The organism is Kitasatospora sp. NPDC054768 (assembly GCF_053612025.1).
In genome coordinates this window covers 1-19,983 of record NZ_JBSHBN010000064.1, presented here as the reverse complement: position 1 = coordinate 19,983, position 19,983 = coordinate 1, and the positions used below count along the sequence as shown (strand labels likewise).

Sequence of the window (19,983 nt, the reverse complement as noted above, 5' to 3'; positions counted from 1 at the left end):
GCCCGTCAGCGGGCGAACCGCTGCCGGGCCTCCTTCATCATCTTCAGGCTCTCGTCGCGGTCAGCGGTCTCCTTCAGCAGCATCGTCAAGGTGGTGCTGAGTCGCTCGAACGATGGCTTGCTCTTCTCCTTTGGCTCCTCAGAGCCCTTCACGAAGTACTTGCCCTCGCTGGTCTCCAGATAGATCATGGACGGCAGCCTCGTCGCCGCCACACCGAATTCCAGCTGTGTCAGGGAGCTCAAACCGCTGAGGACCTGATTGCCGTCCAGCGGCATGATGCGGACCTGGACCAGGGGGTGTCCCGCGACCTCGATCAGGCGGTCCAGCTGCCCGACCATCGTCCCCCGGTCACCGAAGCGCCGGCGCAACATGCTCTCGTCGAGGATGAAGGCGCACTCCGGGAGGTTGTCGAACAGCTTCCTTTGCCGGTACAGGCGAAGCCCGACCCGCTCCTCGATCTCGCTGCGGTCCAGTGGCGGTTGGCTGCTGCGCATGACGGCCCGCATGTAGGCCTCGGTCTGCAGGAGGCCGGAGATGAGCTTGGCCTCGTAGGTCCACAGCCTCTCGGCGGCGGGCTCCAGGCCCACCAGCTGGGACATGGACGGAACGGGCAGTGTCAGGCCCTCCCGCTGCCACTGCGCCGGCTGTTGTGCCAGCGTCCTGAGCATCTGGAGCCACGACCTCTCGCGAGGCAGGGCCTCGTAGAGGTCGGCCAGGATCTCGATGTCCTGGAGCTGGGGCAGCTGTCCTCCGTGCTCAAGCTTGCACAATTTCGACGGGGACATGGCAGCGCACTTCGCGGCCTCGTTCTGCTTCATGCCGCGGTCGTGGCGCAGCGCGAGCAGGGTCGCGCCGAGCAGCACGGCCGCGACGACGGGGTTCTGCTCTGGGTCTGCCCCTGGGCGGCCCTCAGGTGCAAAGACGGGCAAAGTTCGAGAAGGGTCAAAATCGGACACGCGGGCCCCAATGGCGAGAGCGACCGGATGTTAGACGGTCTCATGGTCCCACAATCGAGGCCCGCGCGTTTACTTCTCGTATTTCCGTCGGCTTACTAGGCGGTAACCAGGAAGTCGAACTCCCCGCCCTTTGCGCCGGCCAGCAGCGCCCTCCACTCCCCGGTCGTGAACAGCAATGCCGGGCCCTCCGCATCGCGGGAGTTTCGGACGGCAATATCCCTGTCCTCGGTGAGGGCGACCTCCACGCACTGGCCGTTCGGCTCGCTCGCGCTGCTCTTGGTCCAGACCGCGTCGATCGAACCAGCCGGCATGCCGTTCCAGTAGTCCGTCATTGCGACCATCCCCTCTCATGTTCGATTAGCCAGGGTCCGAGAAAATACGACCAGGACCATGGCGATGCAGGTGGGCGCGTCAGGAAATTTCTCCAGGAAATTTCCTGAGCGCGAGAATGAAGCGTAGCCACCGGGATTCGAACATCGAGCCCGCCAAACGGGTGAGCGAAATACTGTGGTGATAACACCACTGGGGCGGTGGAGAGAGGGGGCCGGGCGGAGATGGGGGTTGGCGGTGCCTGCGACCCCCAGCCGGCCTGGCGAAGCAGGTCCAGCGCCTGGCCGCGGAGCGGGACGAAGCCGTGGCCCGTGTTGAAAAGGCGTGGGCCTCCCTGGGTGCCGCGTTGGAGCACGCTGACACCGCCGGTGCGGTCCTGGTCGAGCGCGAGGCTGAGCGCGACGCAGCCGCGGCCCATGCCGACGGCACCGGCCGACAGGTGCAGGAGGCGAAGGCGCGCGTTGGCGCCGCGGACTTGCTGGCGGGCGGGGCTTGAGGCCGGCACCATCGGCGCGATGGAGACCGAAGCCGCGGCCGTGCTGCGGTTGCGGTCGTACGAGACGACGAATGCCGCAGGCCGCTGAGCTGAACGGGGGATCCTGTGGTGAGCCGTCCGGGTGAAGACGAGCCGAGGCGCCGACTTATCCACAGGGGATCGGATCGGCGGCCTCGGTCGGGCTTCGGTCGGGCAGGGTCCTTCCACCGGCTGCTGGCCGACGGCGGCCCGACGGAGAGGCTGATCGCCATGAACAGCACCGTGCGTGGCAGGGCGCTGCGCCGGACCGGTCGCGTCCGGGTACGACGCCCGGTCGCTCGACGGTCAGGTACTGCGCGGGGCAAGGCTCGCCAGCTGGGTGCGGCGTGCATCGTCGCTCGGCTCCTGGGGGAGCTGATCGGTGGGTTCGTCGGTTGCTGACCCGGCGATTCGGCGTGCCCCACGTGCCACGACGTCGTTGAGCTGCGTGACTGAACGCCTACTTCCCCGGGGCGTTCGGTACCCTGCTCCGTGTCCCCAAGCCGCGCAGCCCCTCGGCTCGGCGGCGGCCGGCAGGGGGTCGGAGGCCTGGCCCTCGGGCCGGGCCTCCCGCGCCGGAGCTCACCGCCTTCCCGTGTTGCAGCTCGGATGGATGCTCGGACCTCGCCCGTCGGGGTGACTCGAAGCCGATTTGCGCACACGCTTCGTGTGCCCACTGCTATAACCCCGTCTGTGATCAAGAACCGTCCTGGCCGGAGGCCTCGACGCGTTCATCGAGAGCTTCCCGGCATAGCCGAACCGCGGCTCCGCCGTCTGGCGTTTCCGCGCTCGGATGGACGCTCGGACGTCACCTGCTGGGGTGACTTGAAGCCGATCTGACACATGCTTCGCGCACCTACCGCTATAACCCGTGTGTGATCAAGAAGCTCTTGCAGCGCAGTCTGCCTGCGCTCGCCCTCGCCACCCTGTCCGTGTTCTCCGTCGCAGCCCCTTCGAAGGCCGCAGCGTTGCCGCCCTCGACGGGCGTCGTACACGCCCGCGCCGCAAACGGACCGTTGCTCCTACCCGATGCAGTCACCCTGCTGCCGATCGCCGAGGAACACCGCGAAGGCTATCTCCGGTCCCTCTACAAGCACTGGAACCACGGCCTGAATCCGAGCGACGGGTGCGACACCAGGAAGGAGGTGATCCTCTCCGAGGCCCTGGTCGCCCCGAAGGTCGAGCCGGGCTGCAAGATCATCGGAGGGGAGTGGTACTCCTACTACGACGCCGTCGCCGTAACCTCCGCCACCGGTTTGGATGTTGATCATATTGTTCCACTGGCCGAGGTGCACGACTCCGGGGGCTACGCCTGGGACGCCGCCCGCCGCGAGGCCTATGCCAACGACCAGGGTAGCCCTCTGACGCTCGTCGCGGTGACCGCCCGGTCCAACAGGGCGAAGGGCGACAAGGATCCGGCTGATTGGCTCCCGCCACTCGGCGGCGACGTCCACTGCCGGTACGCCGCCGAGTGGGTGTCCACCAAGCTCCGCTGGAACCTGGCGGCGGACCAGCGCGAAGTCGGCGCCCTGAACCGCATCGCGGAAGGCTGCCCGACCACCACGGTGGTGTTCGAGCCGGCTCCCTAGTGGGAACCGTCAGCGGCCGTTGGTGTGACCGGGACTTGGCGTGCGGAAGCCCGGGTGGCTCCAGATGTTGGCCAGGCCTTCGGGTCAGGTCCCGGCGTCCGTTGTGCCTGCATCGCCTGCTCCCTGAACAGGCACGGCCAGTGCGGGCTTGGTCGACGCTTTGGCTTCGGCTCGGCGCTGCTCGTAGGCGTTGTGCTTGGCCGCGAGGACATACACGTACTCGACCAGCGCCTCGCCGAGGGCGAGGCCGTCCTCGGCATCTTGCCGGGAGACATTGTCTCCGTGTGCTCCGTCGTTGCCGAGGAAGCGCAACGAGGTCGCCCAGTCGAACAGGCGGCCATCGATGGTGCCCGCCGACTTCATTTCGGTGAGCTTCTTTTCCAAGGTGCCCTTGGTGTAGCCGTGGTCCTTGCAGACCAGTTCGACCGCGCGTCGGACCATCGTGGCTGTTGCTGCGGATGCGCCTGCCAACTCGAAGCAGCGCCGAGCCTCGTGCAGTGCCTTTGCCACCTTGCAGGGGACTTCGGCGGGGATCGGCCGGGAGGTGGTCGGCCATGCGACTTCCGGCTCGCCCATGGTGTTGTCCGGCAGGGGTTCCTGAACGAGCACAACGGCACTGCCGCAGCCGGCGCAGGTGGCGAGCATCACGTACCTGATGTCGTCCCAGCCGTGGTCTGGGTTCGGCTGCTCGGTCACCGCGCCGCGAACGGTCATCGAGTGGTGCCGCATGCAGGTTGGGCAGAAGGCGACTTCGGTCGGCTGGGCGCTGGTCACCCGGGCACGCTACTCGGCGGCTGGAGGCACTGTCGAGGTGATGGTCGGGGCTCCTGCCTCGTGATAGATCATGGGTGGTGGCGCGGGGGCGCACCACGGAGGACCTGCGCCCATGCCCCGCCCCAACCGGGCCCAGCGCGCCGCGATTGCCCAGCGGCGGGCCGACGCCGTCGAGCTGCGTCTCGCCGGCGCCGACCCACTGACCGTCGGCCGCAAGCTCGCCGCCGACCCGGCGCTGAACTCGGACCGGATCGCCTACCCGTTCGGGTACGGCCACGAGCTGTACTCCAAGGGCCGCCCCGGCCCGGACGATGAGACGCTGGTGCGCTCGGCCAACCGGGATGTGACGGAGGCTCTCGGCCACCGGCTCGCCGCCGCGCAGGCCGATGTCGAGGCGCTGCGTGTTTTGGAGGACGCTCGCCTCGACCGGCTGTTCCTCGTCGCCTACCGGCGGGCGGTGCGCGACGGTGAACTCCAGGCGATCGACCGGGCGCTGCGAATCATGGATCGCCGGGCCCGCCTGCTGGGCCTGGACCAGCCGGCGCGCACCGAGATCAGCGGGCATGACGGCGGCCCGATCGAAGTCGTGGCGGACGCCACCAGCGACGAACTCGCGGCGCTGATCGCCCTGACCGACCCGGCCGCCGCCCGGGACGAGGAGTGACCGGGGCAGACGGTCTGGTCGAGCAGTACCGCGACCTCCCGGTGGAGCGGCGCAGGGCGATCGTCGAGCAGGCGTCGCCGGCGCTGCGCACCCGGCTCGCGGCGGTGGAGCGCGACATCGCGCTGCGCCACTCTCCGGGTTCGCTCGCCGCAGTCCTCACCGACGGCCGGGAGATGCAGGCCCGCCATCTGGACCTGATCGACCAGGCGTTCCAGCGCATCGCCGCAGGAGAAACGATCCGTCTCCTGCTGACGATGCCGCCGCGGCACGGCAAGAGCCGGCGGGCCGCCAGGTGGGCGCCGTTGTGGTACCTGCTCCAGCGGCCGGACCACCGGGTCATGATCGCGTCGTACTCGGCCGACCTCGCGGATGATCACGGCAGGTGGATCAGGGACGCGATCACCACCTGGGGCGAGCAGCTCGGCGTCACCCTGCACCCGGGCAGCAAGGCCGCGAACCGGTTCGACATCGCGGGCCGGGAGGGTGGCCTGTTCGCGGCCGGTGTGGGCGGCGGCCTGACCGGCAAAGGGGCGAACCTGGCGATCATCGACGATCCGATCAAGGACGCCGCGGACGCCCAATCGCCCACGATGCGACGGCGGTTGTGGGAGTGGTGGCAGGCCGTTCTGCTGACCCGCGTCGAACCGGGTGGCAGCGTGATCGTCATCCAGACCAGGTGGGACGAGGATGATCTTGCGGGTCGGATCCTCGCCGGTGAGACGGCGTCCGACTGGACGATCATCGACCTGCCGGCCATCGCGGACAGCCCCGACGACGCGCTCGGCCGGAAGGTCGGAGAACCGCTGTGGCCCGCCCGGTACGGGAAGAAGGCGCTCGCCGGGATCCGCCGTGCCGTCGGTGAGCGGGTGTGGGCGAGCCTGTTTCAGCAGCGGCCCCGCCCTGTCGAGGGCGGGGTGTGGCGGCGGGCGTGGATCGACACCGCCCGGATCACGGCGGTGGAGTTCTCGGGCATCGAACTGGCCCGGGTGGTCGTCGCCGTTGACCCGTCCGGCGGCGAGAGCTCCGTCAACGACGAGACCGGGATCGTCGGCCTCGGCGTCGACTACCACGACCACCTGTACGTCGTCGCGGACGAGTCCGGCACCCTCGGCGCGAACGACTGGGGCCTCACCGCCTGCCGGCTTGCGCTGCGGCTGCGCGCCGACGCGATCGTGGTCGAGGCGAACTACGGCGGCAACATGGCCCGCCAGATCCTCGCCCAGGCGTGGGACCAGCTCGCCCGCGAAGGCGAGGCCCTCGGTCAGTTGATGCCGTTGATCGTCGAGGTCAACGCCAAGGTCGGCAAGAGGCTGCGCGCCGAACCGGTGGCGCAGCTGTACGAGCAGGGCCGGGTGCATCACGTCGGGCACTACCCGGAGCTGGAGGGCCAGATGGTGACGTGGGTCGCCGGGATGGACAGCCCCGACAGGATGGACGCCGCGGTGCACGGCATGACCGAGCTGGCCGGCGCCGGGCAACTCGACGCGCTCACGCAGGGCATGGACGACAGCCGGTTGTCGGGCCGCCGCTGACCGTGGGGCCGGATGGGGTGTGCAGGGAGCGGTAGGGCTACCTGCACACCCCGCCGCGGGCGGTTCAGGCGTGACGCCACTTCTCGGGGAAGCCGGGAAGGCGGGCGGCCTCCTCGCACAGCGCCCGCCAGCACAGCCACGTGCGGTACCGGCCGGTCTCGGTGGTGTTGTCTCGGCTGCTCCGGAGCGCACCAAGCCGGGCGTCGAGCTGGTCCACCAAGATGGTCGGGTACTCGAAGCGCCCGCCGAGCCGCATCGCCGAGGGGTCTCTCACCTTCTCCCGGAAGAAGGCCTCGAACTCGTCGATGTCGGAATCGGTCGGCGTCCAGCCTGCCGGAATCTCCGGCGGGGCGGGAGGATGCTCGTTCCTCCACAGCACTTCGTCGGTCTCGTGATCGACCGCGGTCAGCCACCGTTCTCGGGGCACGGGCCGGGTGGTGACGAACCAGGAGTCCGGGTCGGAGTCGTGGGTGTTCAGGTTGCGGCCCCCTTCCGGGGCTTCGAACCTGGCGATCAGCCAAGGGTGGACGCCGTGCGCAGGGTGGACGGAGATGCGGACGTGAAGGCGTTGCGGATCGACCCCGGTTCCGCAGCCGTCGGGCCGGTCGATCAGCCACAGCTGTGGGAGGTTGTCGAGCAACGAGGTCCCGTGGCTGCGAGGTTCCAGCTGGCCGCTGTCCTGTATCGCTGCCCAGCCGTCGCGGCTGGCGTAGTGGTAGATCACGGCGCCCAGTCTGGCAGCCCGCCGCCCAGGCGGAGGGGCCGCCGGCGCCAGGCCGGGCGGCCCGTAGGGTGGCGGGCATGCCGACCTCCCCCTCCGAAACCCGAAGCGTCAACGACGTGGTCGAGATCCTGCTCGACGCGCAGAAGACCGGCGACGCCAGCCTGGTGACCGCGGCGTTGCAGTCGCCGGTGCTCCGGCAGCTGGACCAGCAGCAGTGGGGGCTCGGCAACATCCACCTCGCGTACGCCTTCGCGGGACTGCTGCTCCGGGAATGCCCGCCGGGCTCCCGCGACCTCCAAGGGGTCCCGGACCTGCGCCGACTGGTACACCCGGCGACCGATGAGACGCTGCACGCCCGGGTGGAGATTGCCGAGGACCTGGGCACGCCGTTCGGCATCGCGGACGCCAAGGCCGAGGACGCCCGCTTCGTCGGCGCCATCCCGCTCGCGCAGGAGTTCGTGAGGCTCTGCCACCTCCACCCGAAGGCCGCCGCCGAGTTCGTTCGGCGGGAGACCCTGCGGTCCGCCGCGATGATCGGTGAGGTGTGGGGCCCCTTGTACGAGGCGTGTTCCGCTGTGCGGGGGTACCGCGGGTAGGACGGACGTGCTACCGAGGTGAGGCGAAGACGGCGTCCAGCAAGACCTCGGCGACGGGCGTCCAGGTACCTCGTTCGTCCAGAGCGCCCGGCCAGTGCCCGGTCGGGTTGGTGGACAGCTGCTGGGGACGGTTGCCGGGCGTGCCGTAGGCCAGGGCCGCGACGGTGCGCAGGTCGACCTGCGAGCCGCGTGCCCGGCCGGCGTCATGGACCAGCCGCGCCATCGCCTGTGGGCTTGCCATCGTGCAGCGCGGAGAGCGTCAGGGCAACGTGCAGTCGTGCGATGCCGAGTGGGAGAAGTTCACCCCGGCCCAGAAGGTGATGCTGGATCGCGTCGGCTGCCAGGTTGCCGCCTAGTCTTGGGTCGCAGACCGACAACTAGGGGAGCCGGATGTCAACTGAGCGAATTCCCGACGGGCTTATTGAGGGTCGCCGAATCGCCGAAGGTTCTCTCACCGCCCACGCCGATCTGGAAACCGCTCGGCTTGTTGTGCTCAGGGCGCTGCGTTCCCTTGGTATGGGGGAAGCGGAGGCTGAGGCCGTGAGGCTGAACTACGAGCAGTTGGTTCGAGAAGAGGGGCGACCTGAGGGCGAAGGTCTCCAGTCTCCGGCGGGCTAGGCTGATCTGCGGCGTGGGGCCTGGTTGCCTGGGAGGGCAGCATCCGTGGGCCTGCGTGAGCTGACCATCGACGTGTGGTCGTGGCTGAACTACAAGCCGGTCATGTCCACCACTCCGCGCCGCGGCGTCGGGCCGTTCGGCGAGCTGGCCTCAGGCTGGATTCCGCCCGAGGACCTGCGTCGACTCCAGACGTACAAGGTCCTGGCCGCCTACGACCACAACCAGGCCGGGCAGCTGGCGGCGGCGGCCGGGGACGAGAAGGGTTACGACCGGCGGGAGCTGGGCGACCCGGCGAAGCTGGTCGCGGATGCACTCGGCTACCTGCTGGGGCCGTCGCAGTCCATCGTCGTGCCGGGCGCCGAAGGCCACGGCGTGCAGTCGACGCCGCAGGCCGCGCTCGCCCGAGAGGTGCAGGACCGGCTGCGGGAGTGGGCGCGGCGGGAGCTGCTGCCGATGCGGATGCAGCAGTGCGAGCGGTCCGCGGTGCGTTACGGCGACGGCGTCTACACCCTGGCCTGGGACGCGGTGGCAGGGCGGCCGCAGCTGCGCACGATGGACCCGGGCTGGTTTTTTCCGGTGTGGACCGAGGAGGAGGCCGACGGCGGCCAGTTCGCCTCCGTGGTGCACTTCGCGTGGGAGTTGCCCGAGGACCCGGCCACCGGTCAGAAGGCGCGGATCCGCCGGATCACCTACGAGTTGGGGCCGATCGCCGGCATGACCCGCTCGGTGGTCCCCGAGAAGGGCGGGCCGCATCGGGAGTGGGTGACGGGCCAGGACGGGCAGACCGTTCTGCTGCCCGGGGACCGCGCGGACGGCGCCAGCGGGACGGTGTTCCGCACCTACCCGTGGGCGCCGGACCGGGCGTCGACCGTGACCTGCTACTTGACCGATGCGGAGTGGCTCCTCGAAGACCTCAAGGCGAGGCACACCGTCTACAACCTGCCCGCCGACAAGGCCCGGTACCGGGTGCGCGGGGACGGCGACGTCCTCCAGGCGCTGGATCTACAAATCGACTTTGTGCCGGTCGTGCACGTCACGAACTCCATCGTCGAGGTCGGGGAGCACTGGGGGCAGCCGGTGACCTCCCGGGTGATGCAGGCTCTCGACGACCTCTCCGCGACGGACACGGACTCCTCGGCGACCTCCGGAACGACGGGGACACCGATCGTCGCCCTGTCGGGTGTGCGGCTGGCGAAGGACCACCGCACCGGCGCTCCGCTGCCGCTGAAGGTCGAGGCGGGCACCGTGTGGTCGCTGGGGGAGGGCGGCTCGATGACCGCACTCGACACGTCCCCGCAGCTGCGGGAGCTGCGGGAGCGCACCAACCACCTCCTCGACCGGGTCGCCGGGAACTCCCGGCTGACCGCCGCAGGCCTCGGCCTGGTGGCGCCGTCGGAGGTGCCGTCGGGCTACGCCCTGGCGCTGTCGCTGGGCCCCCTGGGCGCCCTGGTGGGGGAGATGCGCCTCGCCCGCGCCCACAAGTACCAGCTCTTGCTGAAGATGGCCGCGCGGCTCTTCCAGGCCGGTCAGGTCGGCTGGCCCACCGGGGAACTGCCGGTCGCCCAGATTGTGTGGGGCCCGCACCTGCCCACCGACAAGGCGGAGGCTCTGGACCTCGCGGTGAAGGGCTACGAGGCCGGGCTGTTCAGCCTGGAGACCTGCGTGCGGATGCTGTCCGACGCCGGGTTCCCGATCACCGACATCGCCGACGAGGTCCGCCGCATCCAGGCCCGAGCCTTCGATGCTGCTGCCCGCCTCGCCGATGCCACCGGTGACACCGGGGCCGTCCGCGACTTCCTCGGCCTGCCCGCCGAAGGCCCCGCGGTGCCCGCTGCGCCCCTCGGAAGGGACCCTGGGCACAAGATCACCCAGGAGGCGGCCTGACCGTTCCTGAGGGGCTGTCCTGGCCCCCTGCGGCGTCAGCCGTGGGGGGTTGGGGGGTAGGAAGGAAGTAGGTAAGGAAAGAAGGAAGGAAGGGGTTCCCCCGAGGCAACCCAACAGGTTGCGCGGGGGGAACCTGCTGGGTTGCCCCAAGGGAACCCAGCAGATCTCCAAGGCGTAGGTTCCCCTGGGGGAACCCATCGCGGGCAGCGCCCGGCCGGGAACCACCCTGGTTACACTGGTCACTGGCGCGGGGGCGCTGCTCCGGAGGCATCCGATGACTTCCCCCCTGCCCCAGGCGAACCCGCCCGCCGGAGACCCGGCCGCCACCCAGACCCCGGTCGGTACCGACCCGGGCAGCGCCCTCATCACCCAGGACACCCTGTCCCGACTCCTGAGCCGCGAGAAGGACCAGGGCTCCCGGGCCGGCGTGAAGAAGCTGGTCGCCGACCTCGGATTCACCGACGCCACCACCCTCCAGGCATGGGTCGAGGCGCAGCGCGCCGCCGAGCAGGCAGCCCTCGGCGAGGTCGAGCGCCGCGAGCAGGCCGCCGCACAGCGCGAACAGGCCGCCCTCCAGCGCGAGCAGCAGGCCCTCGACCGGCTCAACCAGGCCGTTCGGCACTCCGCCCTGAGCCGCCTGGGCGCGACCGGCCAGAACCTCGACGACGCGATCCGCCTTCTCGACGTTGCCGCCGACGCCGACGAGCACGCCGTCGCCGACGCAGCGAAGCTGCTGGCCGACCGCCGCCCGGAGCTGTTCGGCCAGGCCTCGCCCACCACAGCGCCGCCCGCGCCGACCGGGTCGCCCGCCGGCGGGCCGCCGCCCCGCGGCCAGGCCCCCGCGGCCAGCTCCGTCGGCCTGGACATGGCCAAGCGCCGCGGCTACCTCACGGCCTGACGAACCGGCCGCACTCGCTCGTCTGACCCGGCAGTGAACCGGGACCAGGGGACCACGCCCCCACACCACGTGGACGGCACCACCAGCAGGTGAGTGCGTGACCGCCAGCTCCCGCGAAGGCGATCACACCCTTGACCACCCAGCCGATCACCACCTCGGCGACGTACACCGCCGGACGCCCCTGGCTCGCGTCCACCCACGGCACCGACCAGACCGAGACGGTCACCGTCGACGCGTCCAAGCTCGTCGCCAACACCCACTACGTCGCCTCCACCGACTCCACCCAGCCCTACAGCCGTCTGCTGTCCGGCCTGCCCCTCGGCAAGATCACCGCGTCCGGCCTGTACGGGCCGTACGACCCGGCCGCCACCGACGGCCGCCAGACCCTCTGTGGCCTGGTCTTCGACGAGGCCCTGTTCGCGCCGGGCCAGACGCGGATCCCGTGCGCCCTGCTGTGGCACGGCGTCGCCCGCGCCTCCAAGGTCCCCGGCGGGATCGACACCACCAAGATCACGGCGGCGCCCGGCGGCGCTCAGATCCGGTTCGTGTAGGGGGCCTGAGCGATGACGATTCAGGACCTCGTCAAGGGCGTGTCCGCGGCCGACCTCACCACGTTCGCCCGCGCCATCCCCTCCCCGTCCGACTTCCTGCTGACCAGTGTCGTCTTCCCGACCCTGGTCACCAACGAGGTCAAGTGGCGGATCAAGCAGAACGGCCGCCGGGTCAACACCGCCAAGTACCGCGCCTACGACTCCAGCGTGGCGTTCGCAGACCGCACCGCCTGGGAGACCACGCGCGAGGGCCTGCTCCCCGCCCTGGGGCAGAAGTTGACCGTGGGTGAGCAACAGCAGATCCTCCTGGAGCAGTCCCACGGCGCCGACCAGGACCGGCTGCTGGAGCTGCTGTTCGACGATAGTGAGAGGCACGTCGAGGCGATCCGCTCCCGGCTCGAACTCGCCGCCGGTGACGTCCTGCTCGACGGAAAGTTCACCCTCGACAACGAAGCCGGTCTCACCATCGAGATCGACTTCGGCGTGCCCGTCGGCAACATGCCGGTGGCGCCGAAGCCCTGGTCGGACCCGGCGTCGGACCCGCTCGCCGACGAACTCGGCTGGCTGTCCTACCTGGACGACCTCGGCGCGCCCGAGCCGGAGATGGTCCTCACCTCCAAGAAGGCGTTCTCCCAGCTCGCCCGCAACAACGCCTACCGGGCCGCGTACTACCGCAGCGTCAACCCGTCCAGCACGCCGACCCGCACCCTCACCGTGTCCGAGGTCAACGCGGTGCGCAACGACTACGGCCTGCCGCCGGTCACCCTCTACAAGGCGCAGGTCAACGTCGACGGGAACGCCACCCGGGTGCTGCCCGACGACCGGTGGATCATGCTGCCGCCGGACCGCGCGAAGTGGGGCCAGACCCTCTACGGCGTCACCGCCGAAGCTCTGGTCCTCGCACGCGGCACCAACCCCGAGATCGTCCGCGAGGACGCCCCGGGCATCATCCTCACCCGCGGCGTCACCGACGACCCGGTCTCCATCTGGACCAAGGGCGCGGCCGTCGCGATGCCGGTCCTCCACACCCCGGACTGCCACATCGTGGCCAAGGTCCTGTGATGCCCGAGAGGCGCCTCGCCCACGCGGTCCACCTCCAACACCCTGGCACCGGAGAGCACGTGGTGCTGCTGCCCGGCTGCATCCCGCCCCCGGAGCTGGCCGAGCTCATACCCAACCCGGACGCCTGGCAGCCCTCCGAGCACTCGGACGACCAGCACGCCCCGGGCCCCGGGGCCGACGGCAGCCAGCCGCCGGCCAGAACCCCGCGGACCCGCAAGGCCCGCACCGACTAGCCACCACCTCGCCGGCAGGACCGGCACCCCCGTCACACACCCGGGGTGCCGGTCCCGCCGCACCCGACGATCGGACCCCCAACCCGTGGACCCCGCCGTCCTCGCCTGGCTGCACGCCCAGCTCGGCACCACCAACACCGACGACCTCACCGCCCGGTACAACCGCCTCGGCACCGCCCGCGCCGTCGCCGCCGAGGTCCTGGCCGAACGCCGCGCCGCGCTGCTCGCCGACCCGCTCCGCCTCGTCGTGGACGGCGCGGTCACCGTCGACCGCACCGCGAACCTCAGCGGCCTTGAACGCCAGCTCGCCCAGCTCCAGGCCGTCCTGGGCCCGGACGAGACCGCGCCCGGAGACGACGCCGCCGTGCACCTCGACACCGCCACCCTCGTGCCCGCACGCAGCACCCGGTGAACCACACCGCCCCGACCGCCGACGGCCCCGAGCACGAGGATGGCGTTCCCGCCGAACTCGCGGCCGCCTGGGAGTACCTGGCCGGTGCCCAGGCTGCCGTCCTCGCCTCGCTCTCCCAAGGCCGCCGCACCGCCCGACTGGCCGCCGTGATCGCCGACTTCGCCGACGCGGTCCGCATGTTCCACCACGCGGTGGACGGGGTGATCCGCGACTACGCGCACCACGAGGTCCCCCGGCTCTACGAACAGGCCGCGCGGGACGCCGCCGTGAGCCTCGGCCGCACCTTCGCCTGGACCCCGGCCCACCACGGCGCCGTGCGGGAGCTGACCGCCGACACGTACGGAGAACTGCTGCACCGCTCGCAGGAGGCCGTCCGGACGGCGGGCGCCTTCTACCGGTCCGCCCGGGCCGCCGCCCGCCACGACCTGCCGCTCCTCGCCGTCGACCGCGCCGGGTCTTCGGCAGCGGCCCGGGCCCTCGCCGACCGGCTCGCCGCGGCCTACCGCCTCGACCACGTTGTCTACCGCAACGGCGCCCGCATGCCGGTGCGGGCCTGGGCCGAAGCCGCCGTCCTCGCCCGCTCCGCCGTCGCCTACAACGCCGGCATCCTCAACGCCGCCCGCGAGTACGGTATCCAGCACGTCCACGTCTTCGACGGGTACGACTGCGGCTGGACCAGCCACGCCGACCCGGACAAGGCCACGCAGACCCCGCGCACCGTCGAGGAAGCCGCCGAGTGGCCGATCTCCCACCCGCGGTGCAGCCGCCGATTCGGGCTCACGTCCGAGCAGTGAGCAGCGGTGCTCGCGCTGCCGATGAGGGTGGGCGACAACAGGCCAGGCACAGCGGCCAGTTGGAGCAGTGGCGACGCGGCCGAGGCCCTGGGGATCACCGGCTTCGGGTGGGGTCGAATGCCCCGCGTGGCCAGTGGCCGAGCCAGAACGCTGCGGTGGAGGGGCTGGTGAAGCCCTCGGTGGATCCGTCGTGGGGCAGGAACTCCGTCGGCGCGAGGTAGCCGTCGCCGGGCGCGAGCCGTATGCGCAGGCACGTCATCGGGAGCGTGCTGGCGGCGTAGACGCGCAAGTCATCGGTGTGTGGATAGCAGGTGGCGTAGTCGGGTCGGATGGCTCGGCAGACCTGCTGGATGTCGATGTCACAGACCAGCAGGTACCGGGTGCCCGGGCCGAGATTCACGCACAGCCGTCGGCGGCCGCTGGCTTTGTCCTGGTAGCCGAGCTTGTCCCAGTTGTCGACGTGCAGGCCGATGCGGCGGCCGTCGCGGTTATTGGGTGTGGTGGTGAGAGCGCGCGCGGGGCTGTCGGCGTGGCCGAGCGGGGTGACATGCCCGGCGGTGAGCAGGTGCGGTTCGATGGCGGCGGCGTCGACCAGTTCGACGAGCGTGATTTCGACGCCACCGGCGGGGGCCGTCACCCGGCCGCACAGGTCGCCGGTGAGAGGTCGCCACGGCCCGGCCGGGACTACCGCGCCGTCCTCGTAGCCGTCCTCACCGAAAGCTGTCCGTACGGTGGTGGCCTCGCAGCGCCGTCGAAGCTCCTCGACGGAGGCGGCGATATGCAGACTCACCGGGGCCTGCCGGCGTCCGGGTCGTCGAGGTCCTCCCCGAAGACGGCTTCCAGCTCGGTGACCAGCGCGCGGGCGAGTTCGGCTTCCTGCCCCCGGTCGATGATGACCTTCGCCAGATTTCCGGCGCCCCGCAGCTCGGACAGGTCGTTGCCGCGCAGGTCGACCTCCCGGTACGAGCCGCGCTCGAACTCCGTCCGGCGCAGCGTGCACGTGTCGAGGACGGTGCGGTTGAGGTCGCAGCCGGTGAAGGTGGCTTCGGTGAGCGTGCACTTGGAGAAGACGACGGGGCCGGTGGCGCGGACCTGGGCGACGGTGGCGAAGTCGAGCTTGCAGCCCTCGAAGAGGACGTTGTCGAGCGTCAGGCCGGTGAGGGTTGCGCCCATGAGCTTGCAGTCGCGGAAGACCACGCGGGAGAGCTTGCTGTCGGACCAGTGCGTGGAGCCGAGGTCGCAGCCCTCGAACTCGACGGACTCCGCGCGCACCTTCTCCAGGCGGACGCGTTCCGCGCGCAGGGCCGAGATCCGGCCCGAGCTCAGCGTGGTGTCGGCCAGCTCCAGGGCTCGAAGGTCGTTGTCGGCGTAGCGGAACTCCTGGACGATGCCGCGCGGGTTGTCGAGGGAGGAGATGTTGGACAGGTAGCCGTCGTCGAGGCCGGGCAGGGTGACGGTGATCCGGCGGAAGGTGCGGTCGTTCACGGTGCTGCTGCTCTCTGATCGGGGCGGTGGTGCCGGGCCCGCAGGGTGTGCGGGCCCGGCGCCGGGGGCGGCTACTTGCTGGTCTTGTTCCAGTTGTCCCAGGTCGGGCGGTTGTCGAAGGCCGGGGCGGCGTTGGCGTTGTCCCAGGTCGGCCGGTTGTCGAACTTTCCGACGGCGGGCTGCGTGGTGGTGCGGGCGATGAGGTCGGTGATCACGGGGGCGTCGGAGGCCTCCAGCAGTTCGAGCAGGGTCATGCGGCTTGCTCCTCTCGGACGGTATCGGACAGGGCGACCACGAGGGCCTGCTTGGACACGCGGCAGTGGTTCGTTTCGGTGGTGTCGAAGCGGCCGGTCTCGAAGTACCGGTTGCCGGCCTGCGCGCCGCGGCAGAAGCCGAAGAACTCGCAGGTCGCCTCGCAGCGGTCCAGGCCGGTCAGGAACTCGTCCACGTACCTGAGCCGGTGGGCGTTCTCCAGCATCGAGGCGATGGACTGCTCCAGGACGTTCCCGGCCCGGAAGTCGTCGTAGGCGGGGTCGGTGGTGTCGGCGAGTTCCGGCGACAGCAGGACGACGTCGCCGGCTGCGGAGACGGTGGGGATCGGGTCGGTCAGGGTCGAGTGCCATCCGTCGCCGCATCGGCGGGCCCGCAGGTAGCCGCCGAGCCGGTCGACCTCGCGGACCGTGAGTTCGGTGTTGCGGCGGGTCCAGGCGATGGTGCGGCGCCAGAACTCGACGGCCTGCTCGAACGTCGGGGTCGGTCGGGCCGAGTTGGCGCCCTCCTGCTCCTCGATGTTGAAGCCGACGCTGACGCACCCGAGGGAGGCGAAGAAGTCCAGCAGGCCTTCGGGGTCGGTGATGCTCTCGGTCGTGACGACCGCGATCACGGAGAACCCGATCCCGTGGGAGCGCAGACGGTCGATGCCCTTCATGATGAGAGGGAACGCGGGCCTGCCGCCGGCGCCGACCCGGTGGCGGTTCAGGTGTGCTGGTCCGTCGATGCTGACCCCGATCCGGAACTCGTGCTCGGTGAAGAACTCGCACCAGCGGTCGTCGATCAAGGTGGCGTTGGTCTGCATGCAGTGGCGCAGCAGGCCCGCGGTCCGCAGGTTCGCGAACGGGGTGAGGATCCGGCCGAAGCGGGCGCCCCCCAGCGTGGTCGGTTCGCCTGCGTGCCAGACCAGGTCGATCGGAGCGGCGGGGGCAGCGAAGTCGGCGGCCGAGCGTGCGACGGCCTCGGCGACCTCGACGGACATCGGCCTGCGCTGGTTCTTGAACGGCAGGTAGCAGTAGGAGCAGGCGAGGTTGCACAGGGGATCGGCTTGCGCGATCAGGGTCTGTGGTCGTGCGGCGATCCTGCGGGAGTACCGGCCGAGCACGAGGGCCTCCTTCACGCATCAAGGGCGGTGGGGCGCAGGGTGGTTCGGGAGATGCCTGGACTTCACGGCTCTGTGGAATCTACGGACCGGCCCCCGAGGCCTCAAGGAAGTTGCGAGAAGTTGCGCGCGTGCCCCCGAGGGGCATCCGCCCGGTCGCCGCGACCACAGAGCGTGAGCGGGGTGGCTGGCCCAACTGGCATGGGCGGTCACGCCGCAGCCTTGTCACCGCCGTCCGTCGGCCGTACGGTCCATGAGGTCACAGGATGTCTGTGTACCTGACAGGCCGGCTGTCAGCGGGGGACGATGGCGACCGGCACAACTTCTCGCAACCTCTCGGCGATGGGGAAGGTCATGCGGCTACGGTTCATTGCGAAGGACCCGGAGAGCCCGGACGGCGAGTCGCCGACGGTGTGGGTCGACGAGGAGAACTCGGACCTCGTGATCCAGGGGTGGACGGCCGATGACGGCACGGTCGAGGAGTGCCTGCGAACCGGCCGAATCCCGGATCACGAGGGCGTGTTCAGGGTGCCCGTACGGATGGTGCGGGCGTTGAGGGAGGCGTGCGATGTCGCCGAGCGCGGCGCGGATCGACGAGCTGCTGAAGGCCACGGTACGGACGGCCGTTCACCTGGAGATGCGTGACGGCTACACGCAGAACGACCCCGCACTCGACGCCTGGAGAGCAGGACACCGGGCCGACCCCGGCGACCGCTCCTCGTGGTGGCGGCCCTGGCTCGACGTCATCGCCGAGGCCGTCGGGCGCGGAGTGGAGATCCGGCGCGCCCGGATCGTGTCGACGCCTCCGAGCGAGTACATCCGCTACGAGTACGACGTGACGTTCCCGAACGTGGCGGCCGGCGAGCAGGTTCGCTGGCTGCCGCGCCGGGACGCGTCGTTGATCGCCCTGCCCGGCAACGACTTCTGGTTGTTCGACGACCGCCTGGTGCGCTGGGGCCACTTCAACGGCGACGGCGACTCCCTCGGCGGGGAGCTCACCGACGACCCCGCCGCGGTCGCCCTGTGCTCGCGGGCATTCGACGACGTCTGGACCCGCGCGCTCCCGCACGACCAGTTCACCCCCTGACCGGCAGCGAGGACCCGCGCCCACCACCAGCTGACCTCCGTGCCCTCCTACACCCCCTCCTCCAGCGTCATCGCCGCCCGCAAGGCCCTGGCCGAGCGGCTGCGCGACGTGCGCCGGGACGCCGGAATCACCGGCCGCGAACTCTCCCGACGCTGCGGCTGGCACCCCGCCAAGACGTCCCGCATCCAGGATGGCAAGGCCGCCCCCTCCGATGACGACATCCGCGCCTGGTGCCGGGCCTGCGACGCACCCGACCAGGCAGACGACCTGATCGCGGCCTCCCGCGCCGTGGACTCCATGTACGTCGAGTGGCGCCGCCTGGAGAAGGCGGGCCTGCGGCATGCCCAGGACTCCGTCCTCGACCTGTACCGCCGCACCCGGCACTTTCGGGTGTACGCCCACCGCGTGGTGCCCGGGATGCTTCAGACCCGCGAGTACACCCGGGCAGTCCTCACCGCGGTGCAGCGCGCCCGCAACACGGCCGACGACGTCGACGCCGCCGTCAACGCCCGGATGGACCGTCAATCGATGCTTCACCGCAGCCGGCGCACCTTCGCGGTCGTGATCGAGGAATCGCTCCTCCACGGCGGTGTCGCCGACGCTGCGACGATGGCCGGCCAGCTCGGAAGCCTCATCGAGTTCAGCACCAGACCCACCGTGAGCCTGGGCATCATCCCCGTCGGGGTCGGCCGACGTCGTTCCCCGGCCGAGGACTTCTACATGTTCGACGACACGCAGACCTCCGTCGAACTGGTCAGCGGCCACCTCCGACTGACCCAGCCCCACGAGATCGCGATGTACGCGAACGCGTTCGCCGCCTTCGCCGAGATGGCGCTGTTCGGGCACGCGGCACGCCACAGGATCGCCGCCGCGCTCAAGCGCCATCGGTGACGGCACGCAACTACTCGCAACGTCGCTCCATCATGCGCGACCTCGACGCTACGGTCGATTACGACTTGGCTGTCCGTCGACACCGCGACAGGCGGCTCTGGCCCGCAAGGAGAAAGCCCGTGACGTATCCGTGGGACGCCGCCGCTCGGCTGGAAGCCGGTGGACGGGGCGCGCTACGCGGCAAGTGCGCACCGGCCGTTGGGTATCCCTCTGGTAGATCGGCGAGGGGATGGGGTAGAACAGCACGCACGGTCCGGCGCACTTCATCTGCGCCGGACCGTGGACCGCCTGGACCGGCTGCTAGACGATCCCGAAGTCGAACTCGCCGCTCGACACAGCCGCGATGAAGGCGGTGTGCGCCCCCGCACTCAGGGCCAGCGCAGGCCCGGACGGGTCCTTCGAGTCCCGAACGAGCGAACCAGGTCCGGCCGGGAATGCAAACTCGACGCAGTTGTCCTGCTCGTTGCTTCGGCTGGACTTCCTCCAGGTCACGTTCAGGGTGGATGCGTTCTCGATGTTCATGTGAGTTCGTCCCTCTTCTGGATGATGAAATCGAGGGAGTCGTCCACGTTCAAGGCCGCGGCCATGATCTCGTGGAAGCTGCCTCGGTAGATATCCACCTCCGCCGGGTCCTCGACCCAGCTGCTGCGAACCATGCCGGGCGTCAGCACCGTGTCGAGGGCGCGTTGTGGAAACTCAAGGAGGGTGAACGCGCCGTTGAAGCCTCGGTTCGGCCGGGCGTTCGCCGGCATGACCTGGATGTGGACGTTCGGGAGACGGCTCATCTTCGCGAGACGGCCGAGCTGCTCCCTCATGACTCCCTCGCCGACATTTATCGCCAGGGCCGATTCATGAACAACCGCGCACAGCTTCACCGGGTTCTCCACGCGCGTCAGCACTCGCTGCCGTGCGATGCGCACATCGACCATGGCATCCACGCCTGTGGTCACGGCGGAGAGCCTGGAGATGATCGCGGTCGCGTAGTCCGGCGTCTGGAGAAGGCCCGGGACGAAGGTG

The 19,983-nt window shown here is 70.3% G+C and carries 26 protein-coding genes; 15 read left to right on the top strand and 11 right to left on the bottom strand.

All coding sequences use genetic code 11. From position 1 onward, the window contains the following. Positions 1–5: 5 nt before the first annotated feature. Positions 6–863, bottom strand: coding sequence for a helix-turn-helix domain-containing protein (locus ACWGKU_RS20380; protein WP_452177155.1), 858 nt, complete (start codon positions 861–863; stop codon positions 6–8). 188 nt (positions 864–1,051) lie between these two features. Then, on the bottom strand, positions 1,052–1,288 hold the full coding sequence (locus ACWGKU_RS20375; RefSeq protein WP_452177154.1) for a DUF397 domain-containing protein: 237 nt from the start codon (positions 1,286–1,288) through the stop codon (positions 1,052–1,054). Positions 1,289–1,590: 302 nt separating this feature from the next. Here ACWGKU_RS20375 and ACWGKU_RS20370 point away from each other — a divergent pair, with 302 nt between their 5' ends. Next, positions 1,591–1,782, top strand: coding sequence for a hypothetical protein (locus tag ACWGKU_RS20370; RefSeq protein WP_452177153.1), 192 nt, complete (start codon positions 1,591–1,593; stop codon positions 1,780–1,782). Between the two features lie 893 nt (positions 1,783–2,675). Next, complete coding sequence (locus ACWGKU_RS20365) at positions 2,676–3,389, top strand: GmrSD restriction endonuclease domain-containing protein (RefSeq protein ID WP_452177152.1); 714 nt, start codon at positions 2,676–2,678, stop codon at positions 3,387–3,389. A gap of 84 nt (positions 3,390–3,473) precedes the next feature. Here ACWGKU_RS20365 and ACWGKU_RS20360 read toward each other — a convergent pair whose 3' ends face one another. Beyond that, on the bottom strand, positions 3,474–4,163 hold the full coding sequence (locus tag ACWGKU_RS20360) for a DUF4145 domain-containing protein (protein WP_452177151.1): 690 nt from the start codon (positions 4,161–4,163) through the stop codon (positions 3,474–3,476). A 112-nt stretch (positions 4,164–4,275) separates the two neighbouring features. Here ACWGKU_RS20360 and ACWGKU_RS20355 point away from each other — a divergent pair, with 112 nt between their 5' ends. Continuing rightward, positions 4,276–4,827, top strand: coding sequence for a hypothetical protein (locus ACWGKU_RS20355; protein WP_452177150.1), 552 nt, complete (start codon positions 4,276–4,278; stop codon positions 4,825–4,827). After that, positions 4,824–6,359, top strand: coding sequence for a terminase large subunit domain-containing protein (locus ACWGKU_RS20350; protein WP_452177149.1), 1,536 nt, complete (start codon positions 4,824–4,826; stop codon positions 6,357–6,359). The genes ACWGKU_RS20355 and ACWGKU_RS20350 overlap by 4 nt, the downstream gene beginning before the upstream one ends. Positions 6,360–6,423: 64 nt before the next feature. Here ACWGKU_RS20350 and ACWGKU_RS20345 read toward each other — a convergent pair whose 3' ends face one another. Beyond that, complete coding sequence (locus ACWGKU_RS20345) at positions 6,424–7,083, bottom strand: hypothetical protein (protein ID WP_452177148.1); 660 nt, start codon at positions 7,081–7,083, stop codon at positions 6,424–6,426. A 77-nt stretch (positions 7,084–7,160) separates the two neighbouring features. On the opposite strand from ACWGKU_RS20345, the gene ACWGKU_RS20340 reads away from it, so the two are divergent. After that, positions 7,161–7,679, top strand: a complete 519-nt coding sequence (locus ACWGKU_RS20340; RefSeq protein ID WP_452177147.1) for a hypothetical protein — start codon at positions 7,161–7,163, stop codon at positions 7,677–7,679. A 10-nt stretch (positions 7,680–7,689) separates the two neighbouring features. On the opposite strand, the gene ACWGKU_RS20335 is transcribed toward ACWGKU_RS20340, so the two are convergent. Continuing rightward, a complete protein-coding gene (locus ACWGKU_RS20335; RefSeq protein ID WP_452177146.1) occupies positions 7,690–7,920 on the bottom strand; it encodes a hypothetical protein in 231 nt (76 codons plus the stop codon). Between the two features lie 422 nt (positions 7,921–8,342). On the opposite strand from ACWGKU_RS20335, the gene ACWGKU_RS20330 reads away from it, so the two are divergent. The 7 genes from ACWGKU_RS20330 to ACWGKU_RS20300 all read left to right on the top strand — a co-directional run bounded on the left by ACWGKU_RS20330 (position 8,343) and on the right by ACWGKU_RS20300 (position 14,131). After that, on the top strand, positions 8,343–10,181 hold the full coding sequence (locus ACWGKU_RS20330; RefSeq protein WP_452177145.1) for a hypothetical protein: 1,839 nt from the start codon (positions 8,343–8,345) through the stop codon (positions 10,179–10,181). A 274-nt stretch (positions 10,182–10,455) separates the two neighbouring features. Further along, on the top strand, positions 10,456–11,079 hold the full coding sequence (locus ACWGKU_RS20325; RefSeq protein WP_452177144.1) for a hypothetical protein: 624 nt from the start codon (positions 10,456–10,458) through the stop codon (positions 11,077–11,079). A 131-nt stretch (positions 11,080–11,210) separates the two neighbouring features. Next, a complete protein-coding gene (locus ACWGKU_RS20320; protein WP_452177143.1) occupies positions 11,211–11,630 on the top strand; it encodes a head decoration protein in 420 nt (139 codons plus the stop codon). Positions 11,631–11,642: 12 nt separating this feature from the next. Further along, on the top strand, positions 11,643–12,692 hold the full coding sequence (locus ACWGKU_RS20315) for a major capsid protein (RefSeq protein WP_452177142.1): 1,050 nt from the start codon (positions 11,643–11,645) through the stop codon (positions 12,690–12,692). Further along, a complete protein-coding gene (locus ACWGKU_RS20310; protein WP_452177141.1) occupies positions 12,692–12,925 on the top strand; it encodes a hypothetical protein in 234 nt (77 codons plus the stop codon). Before ACWGKU_RS20315 ends, ACWGKU_RS20310 begins: the two co-directional genes overlap by 1 nt. Positions 12,926–13,010: 85 nt before the next feature. After that, complete coding sequence (locus tag ACWGKU_RS20305) at positions 13,011–13,337, top strand: hypothetical protein (RefSeq protein WP_452177140.1); 327 nt, start codon at positions 13,011–13,013, stop codon at positions 13,335–13,337. Further along, entirely contained in the window at positions 13,334–14,131 is a 798-nt protein-coding gene (locus ACWGKU_RS20300) for a hypothetical protein (protein ID WP_452177139.1), read from the top strand. Before ACWGKU_RS20305 ends, ACWGKU_RS20300 begins: the two co-directional genes overlap by 4 nt. Before the next feature lie 94 nt (positions 14,132–14,225). Here the strand turns inward: ACWGKU_RS20300 and ACWGKU_RS20295 are convergent, their stop codons facing one another. The 4 genes from ACWGKU_RS20295 to amcB form a co-directional block, all read right to left on the bottom strand. Next, positions 14,226–14,921, bottom strand: coding sequence for a hypothetical protein (locus ACWGKU_RS20295; RefSeq protein ID WP_452177138.1), 696 nt, complete (start codon positions 14,919–14,921; stop codon positions 14,226–14,228). Continuing rightward, positions 14,918–15,616 (bottom strand): pentapeptide repeat-containing protein, encoded by a 699-nt coding sequence (locus ACWGKU_RS20290; protein WP_452177137.1) that lies wholly within the window; start codon positions 15,614–15,616, stop codon positions 14,918–14,920. The genes ACWGKU_RS20295 and ACWGKU_RS20290 overlap by 4 nt, the downstream gene beginning before the upstream one ends. Positions 15,617–15,687: 71 nt before the next feature. Next, complete coding sequence (gene amcA, locus ACWGKU_RS20285) at positions 15,688–15,870, bottom strand: multiple cyclophane-containing RiPP AmcA (protein ID WP_452177136.1); 183 nt, start codon at positions 15,868–15,870, stop codon at positions 15,688–15,690. After that, positions 15,867–17,006 carry a cyclophane-forming radical SAM peptide maturase AmcB gene (gene amcB / locus ACWGKU_RS20280; protein WP_452177135.1) on the bottom strand — a complete coding sequence of 380 codons (1,140 nt, stop codon included), beginning with the start codon at positions 17,004–17,006 and terminating at the stop codon, positions 15,867–15,869. The genes amcA and amcB overlap by 4 nt, the downstream gene beginning before the upstream one ends. A gap of 324 nt (positions 17,007–17,330) precedes the next feature. On the opposite strand from amcB, the gene ACWGKU_RS20275 reads away from it, so the two are divergent. From ACWGKU_RS20275 to ACWGKU_RS20265, 3 genes are read left to right on the top strand one after another with little or no spacing between them, the layout of a single operon-like run. Beyond that, positions 17,331–17,633, top strand: a complete 303-nt coding sequence (locus ACWGKU_RS20275; protein WP_452177134.1) for a hypothetical protein — start codon at positions 17,331–17,333, stop codon at positions 17,631–17,633. Further along, entirely contained in the window at positions 17,557–18,075 is a 519-nt protein-coding gene (locus ACWGKU_RS20270; protein ID WP_452177133.1) for a DUF6879 family protein, read from the top strand. The genes ACWGKU_RS20275 and ACWGKU_RS20270 overlap by 77 nt, the downstream gene beginning before the upstream one ends. A 39-nt stretch (positions 18,076–18,114) precedes the next feature. Next, positions 18,115–18,966, top strand: coding sequence for a helix-turn-helix domain-containing protein (locus ACWGKU_RS20265; protein WP_452177132.1), 852 nt, complete (start codon positions 18,115–18,117; stop codon positions 18,964–18,966). A gap of 300 nt (positions 18,967–19,266) precedes the next feature. On the opposite strand, the gene ACWGKU_RS20260 is transcribed toward ACWGKU_RS20265, so the two are convergent. Both ACWGKU_RS20260 and ACWGKU_RS20255 read right to left on the bottom strand, forming a co-directional pair. Further along, a complete protein-coding gene (locus tag ACWGKU_RS20260; RefSeq protein ID WP_452177131.1) occupies positions 19,267–19,488 on the bottom strand; it encodes a DUF397 domain-containing protein in 222 nt (73 codons plus the stop codon). After that, on the bottom strand, positions 19,485–19,983 hold a 499-nt coding region (locus ACWGKU_RS20255), incomplete at its 5' end, for a DUF5753 domain-containing protein (RefSeq protein ID WP_452191508.1). The genes ACWGKU_RS20260 and ACWGKU_RS20255, both read right to left, overlap by 4 nt.

Coding starts and splice junctions, on each gene's coding strand:
- ACWGKU_RS20355 (WP_452177150.1), top strand. CDS start 4,276: ATGCCCCGCCCCAACCGGGCCCAGCGCGCCGCGATTGCCCAGCGGCGG.
- ACWGKU_RS20275 (WP_452177134.1), top strand. CDS start 17,331: ATGGGGAAGGTCATGCGGCTACGGTTCATTGCGAAGGACCCGGAGAGC.
- ACWGKU_RS20375 (WP_452177154.1), bottom strand. CDS start 1,288: ATGACGGACTACTGGAACGGCATGCCGGCTGGTTCGATCGACGCGGTC.
- ACWGKU_RS20335 (WP_452177146.1), bottom strand. CDS start 7,920: ATGGCAAGCCCACAGGCGATGGCGCGGCTGGTCCATGACGCCGGCCGG.
- ACWGKU_RS20260 (WP_452177131.1), bottom strand. CDS start 19,488: ATGAACATCGAGAACGCATCCACCCTGAACGTGACCTGGAGGAAGTCC.
- ACWGKU_RS20340 (WP_452177147.1), top strand. CDS start 7,161: ATGCCGACCTCCCCCTCCGAAACCCGAAGCGTCAACGACGTGGTCGAG.
- ACWGKU_RS20315 (WP_452177142.1), top strand. CDS start 11,643: ATGACGATTCAGGACCTCGTCAAGGGCGTGTCCGCGGCCGACCTCACC.
- ACWGKU_RS20325 (WP_452177144.1), top strand. CDS start 10,456: ATGACTTCCCCCCTGCCCCAGGCGAACCCGCCCGCCGGAGACCCGGCC.
- amcA (WP_452177136.1), bottom strand. CDS start 15,870: ATGACCCTGCTCGAACTGCTGGAGGCCTCCGACGCCCCCGTGATCACC.
- ACWGKU_RS20310 (WP_452177141.1), top strand. CDS start 12,692: ATGCCCGAGAGGCGCCTCGCCCACGCGGTCCACCTCCAACACCCTGGC.
- ACWGKU_RS20270 (WP_452177133.1), top strand. CDS start 17,557: ATGTCGCCGAGCGCGGCGCGGATCGACGAGCTGCTGAAGGCCACGGTA.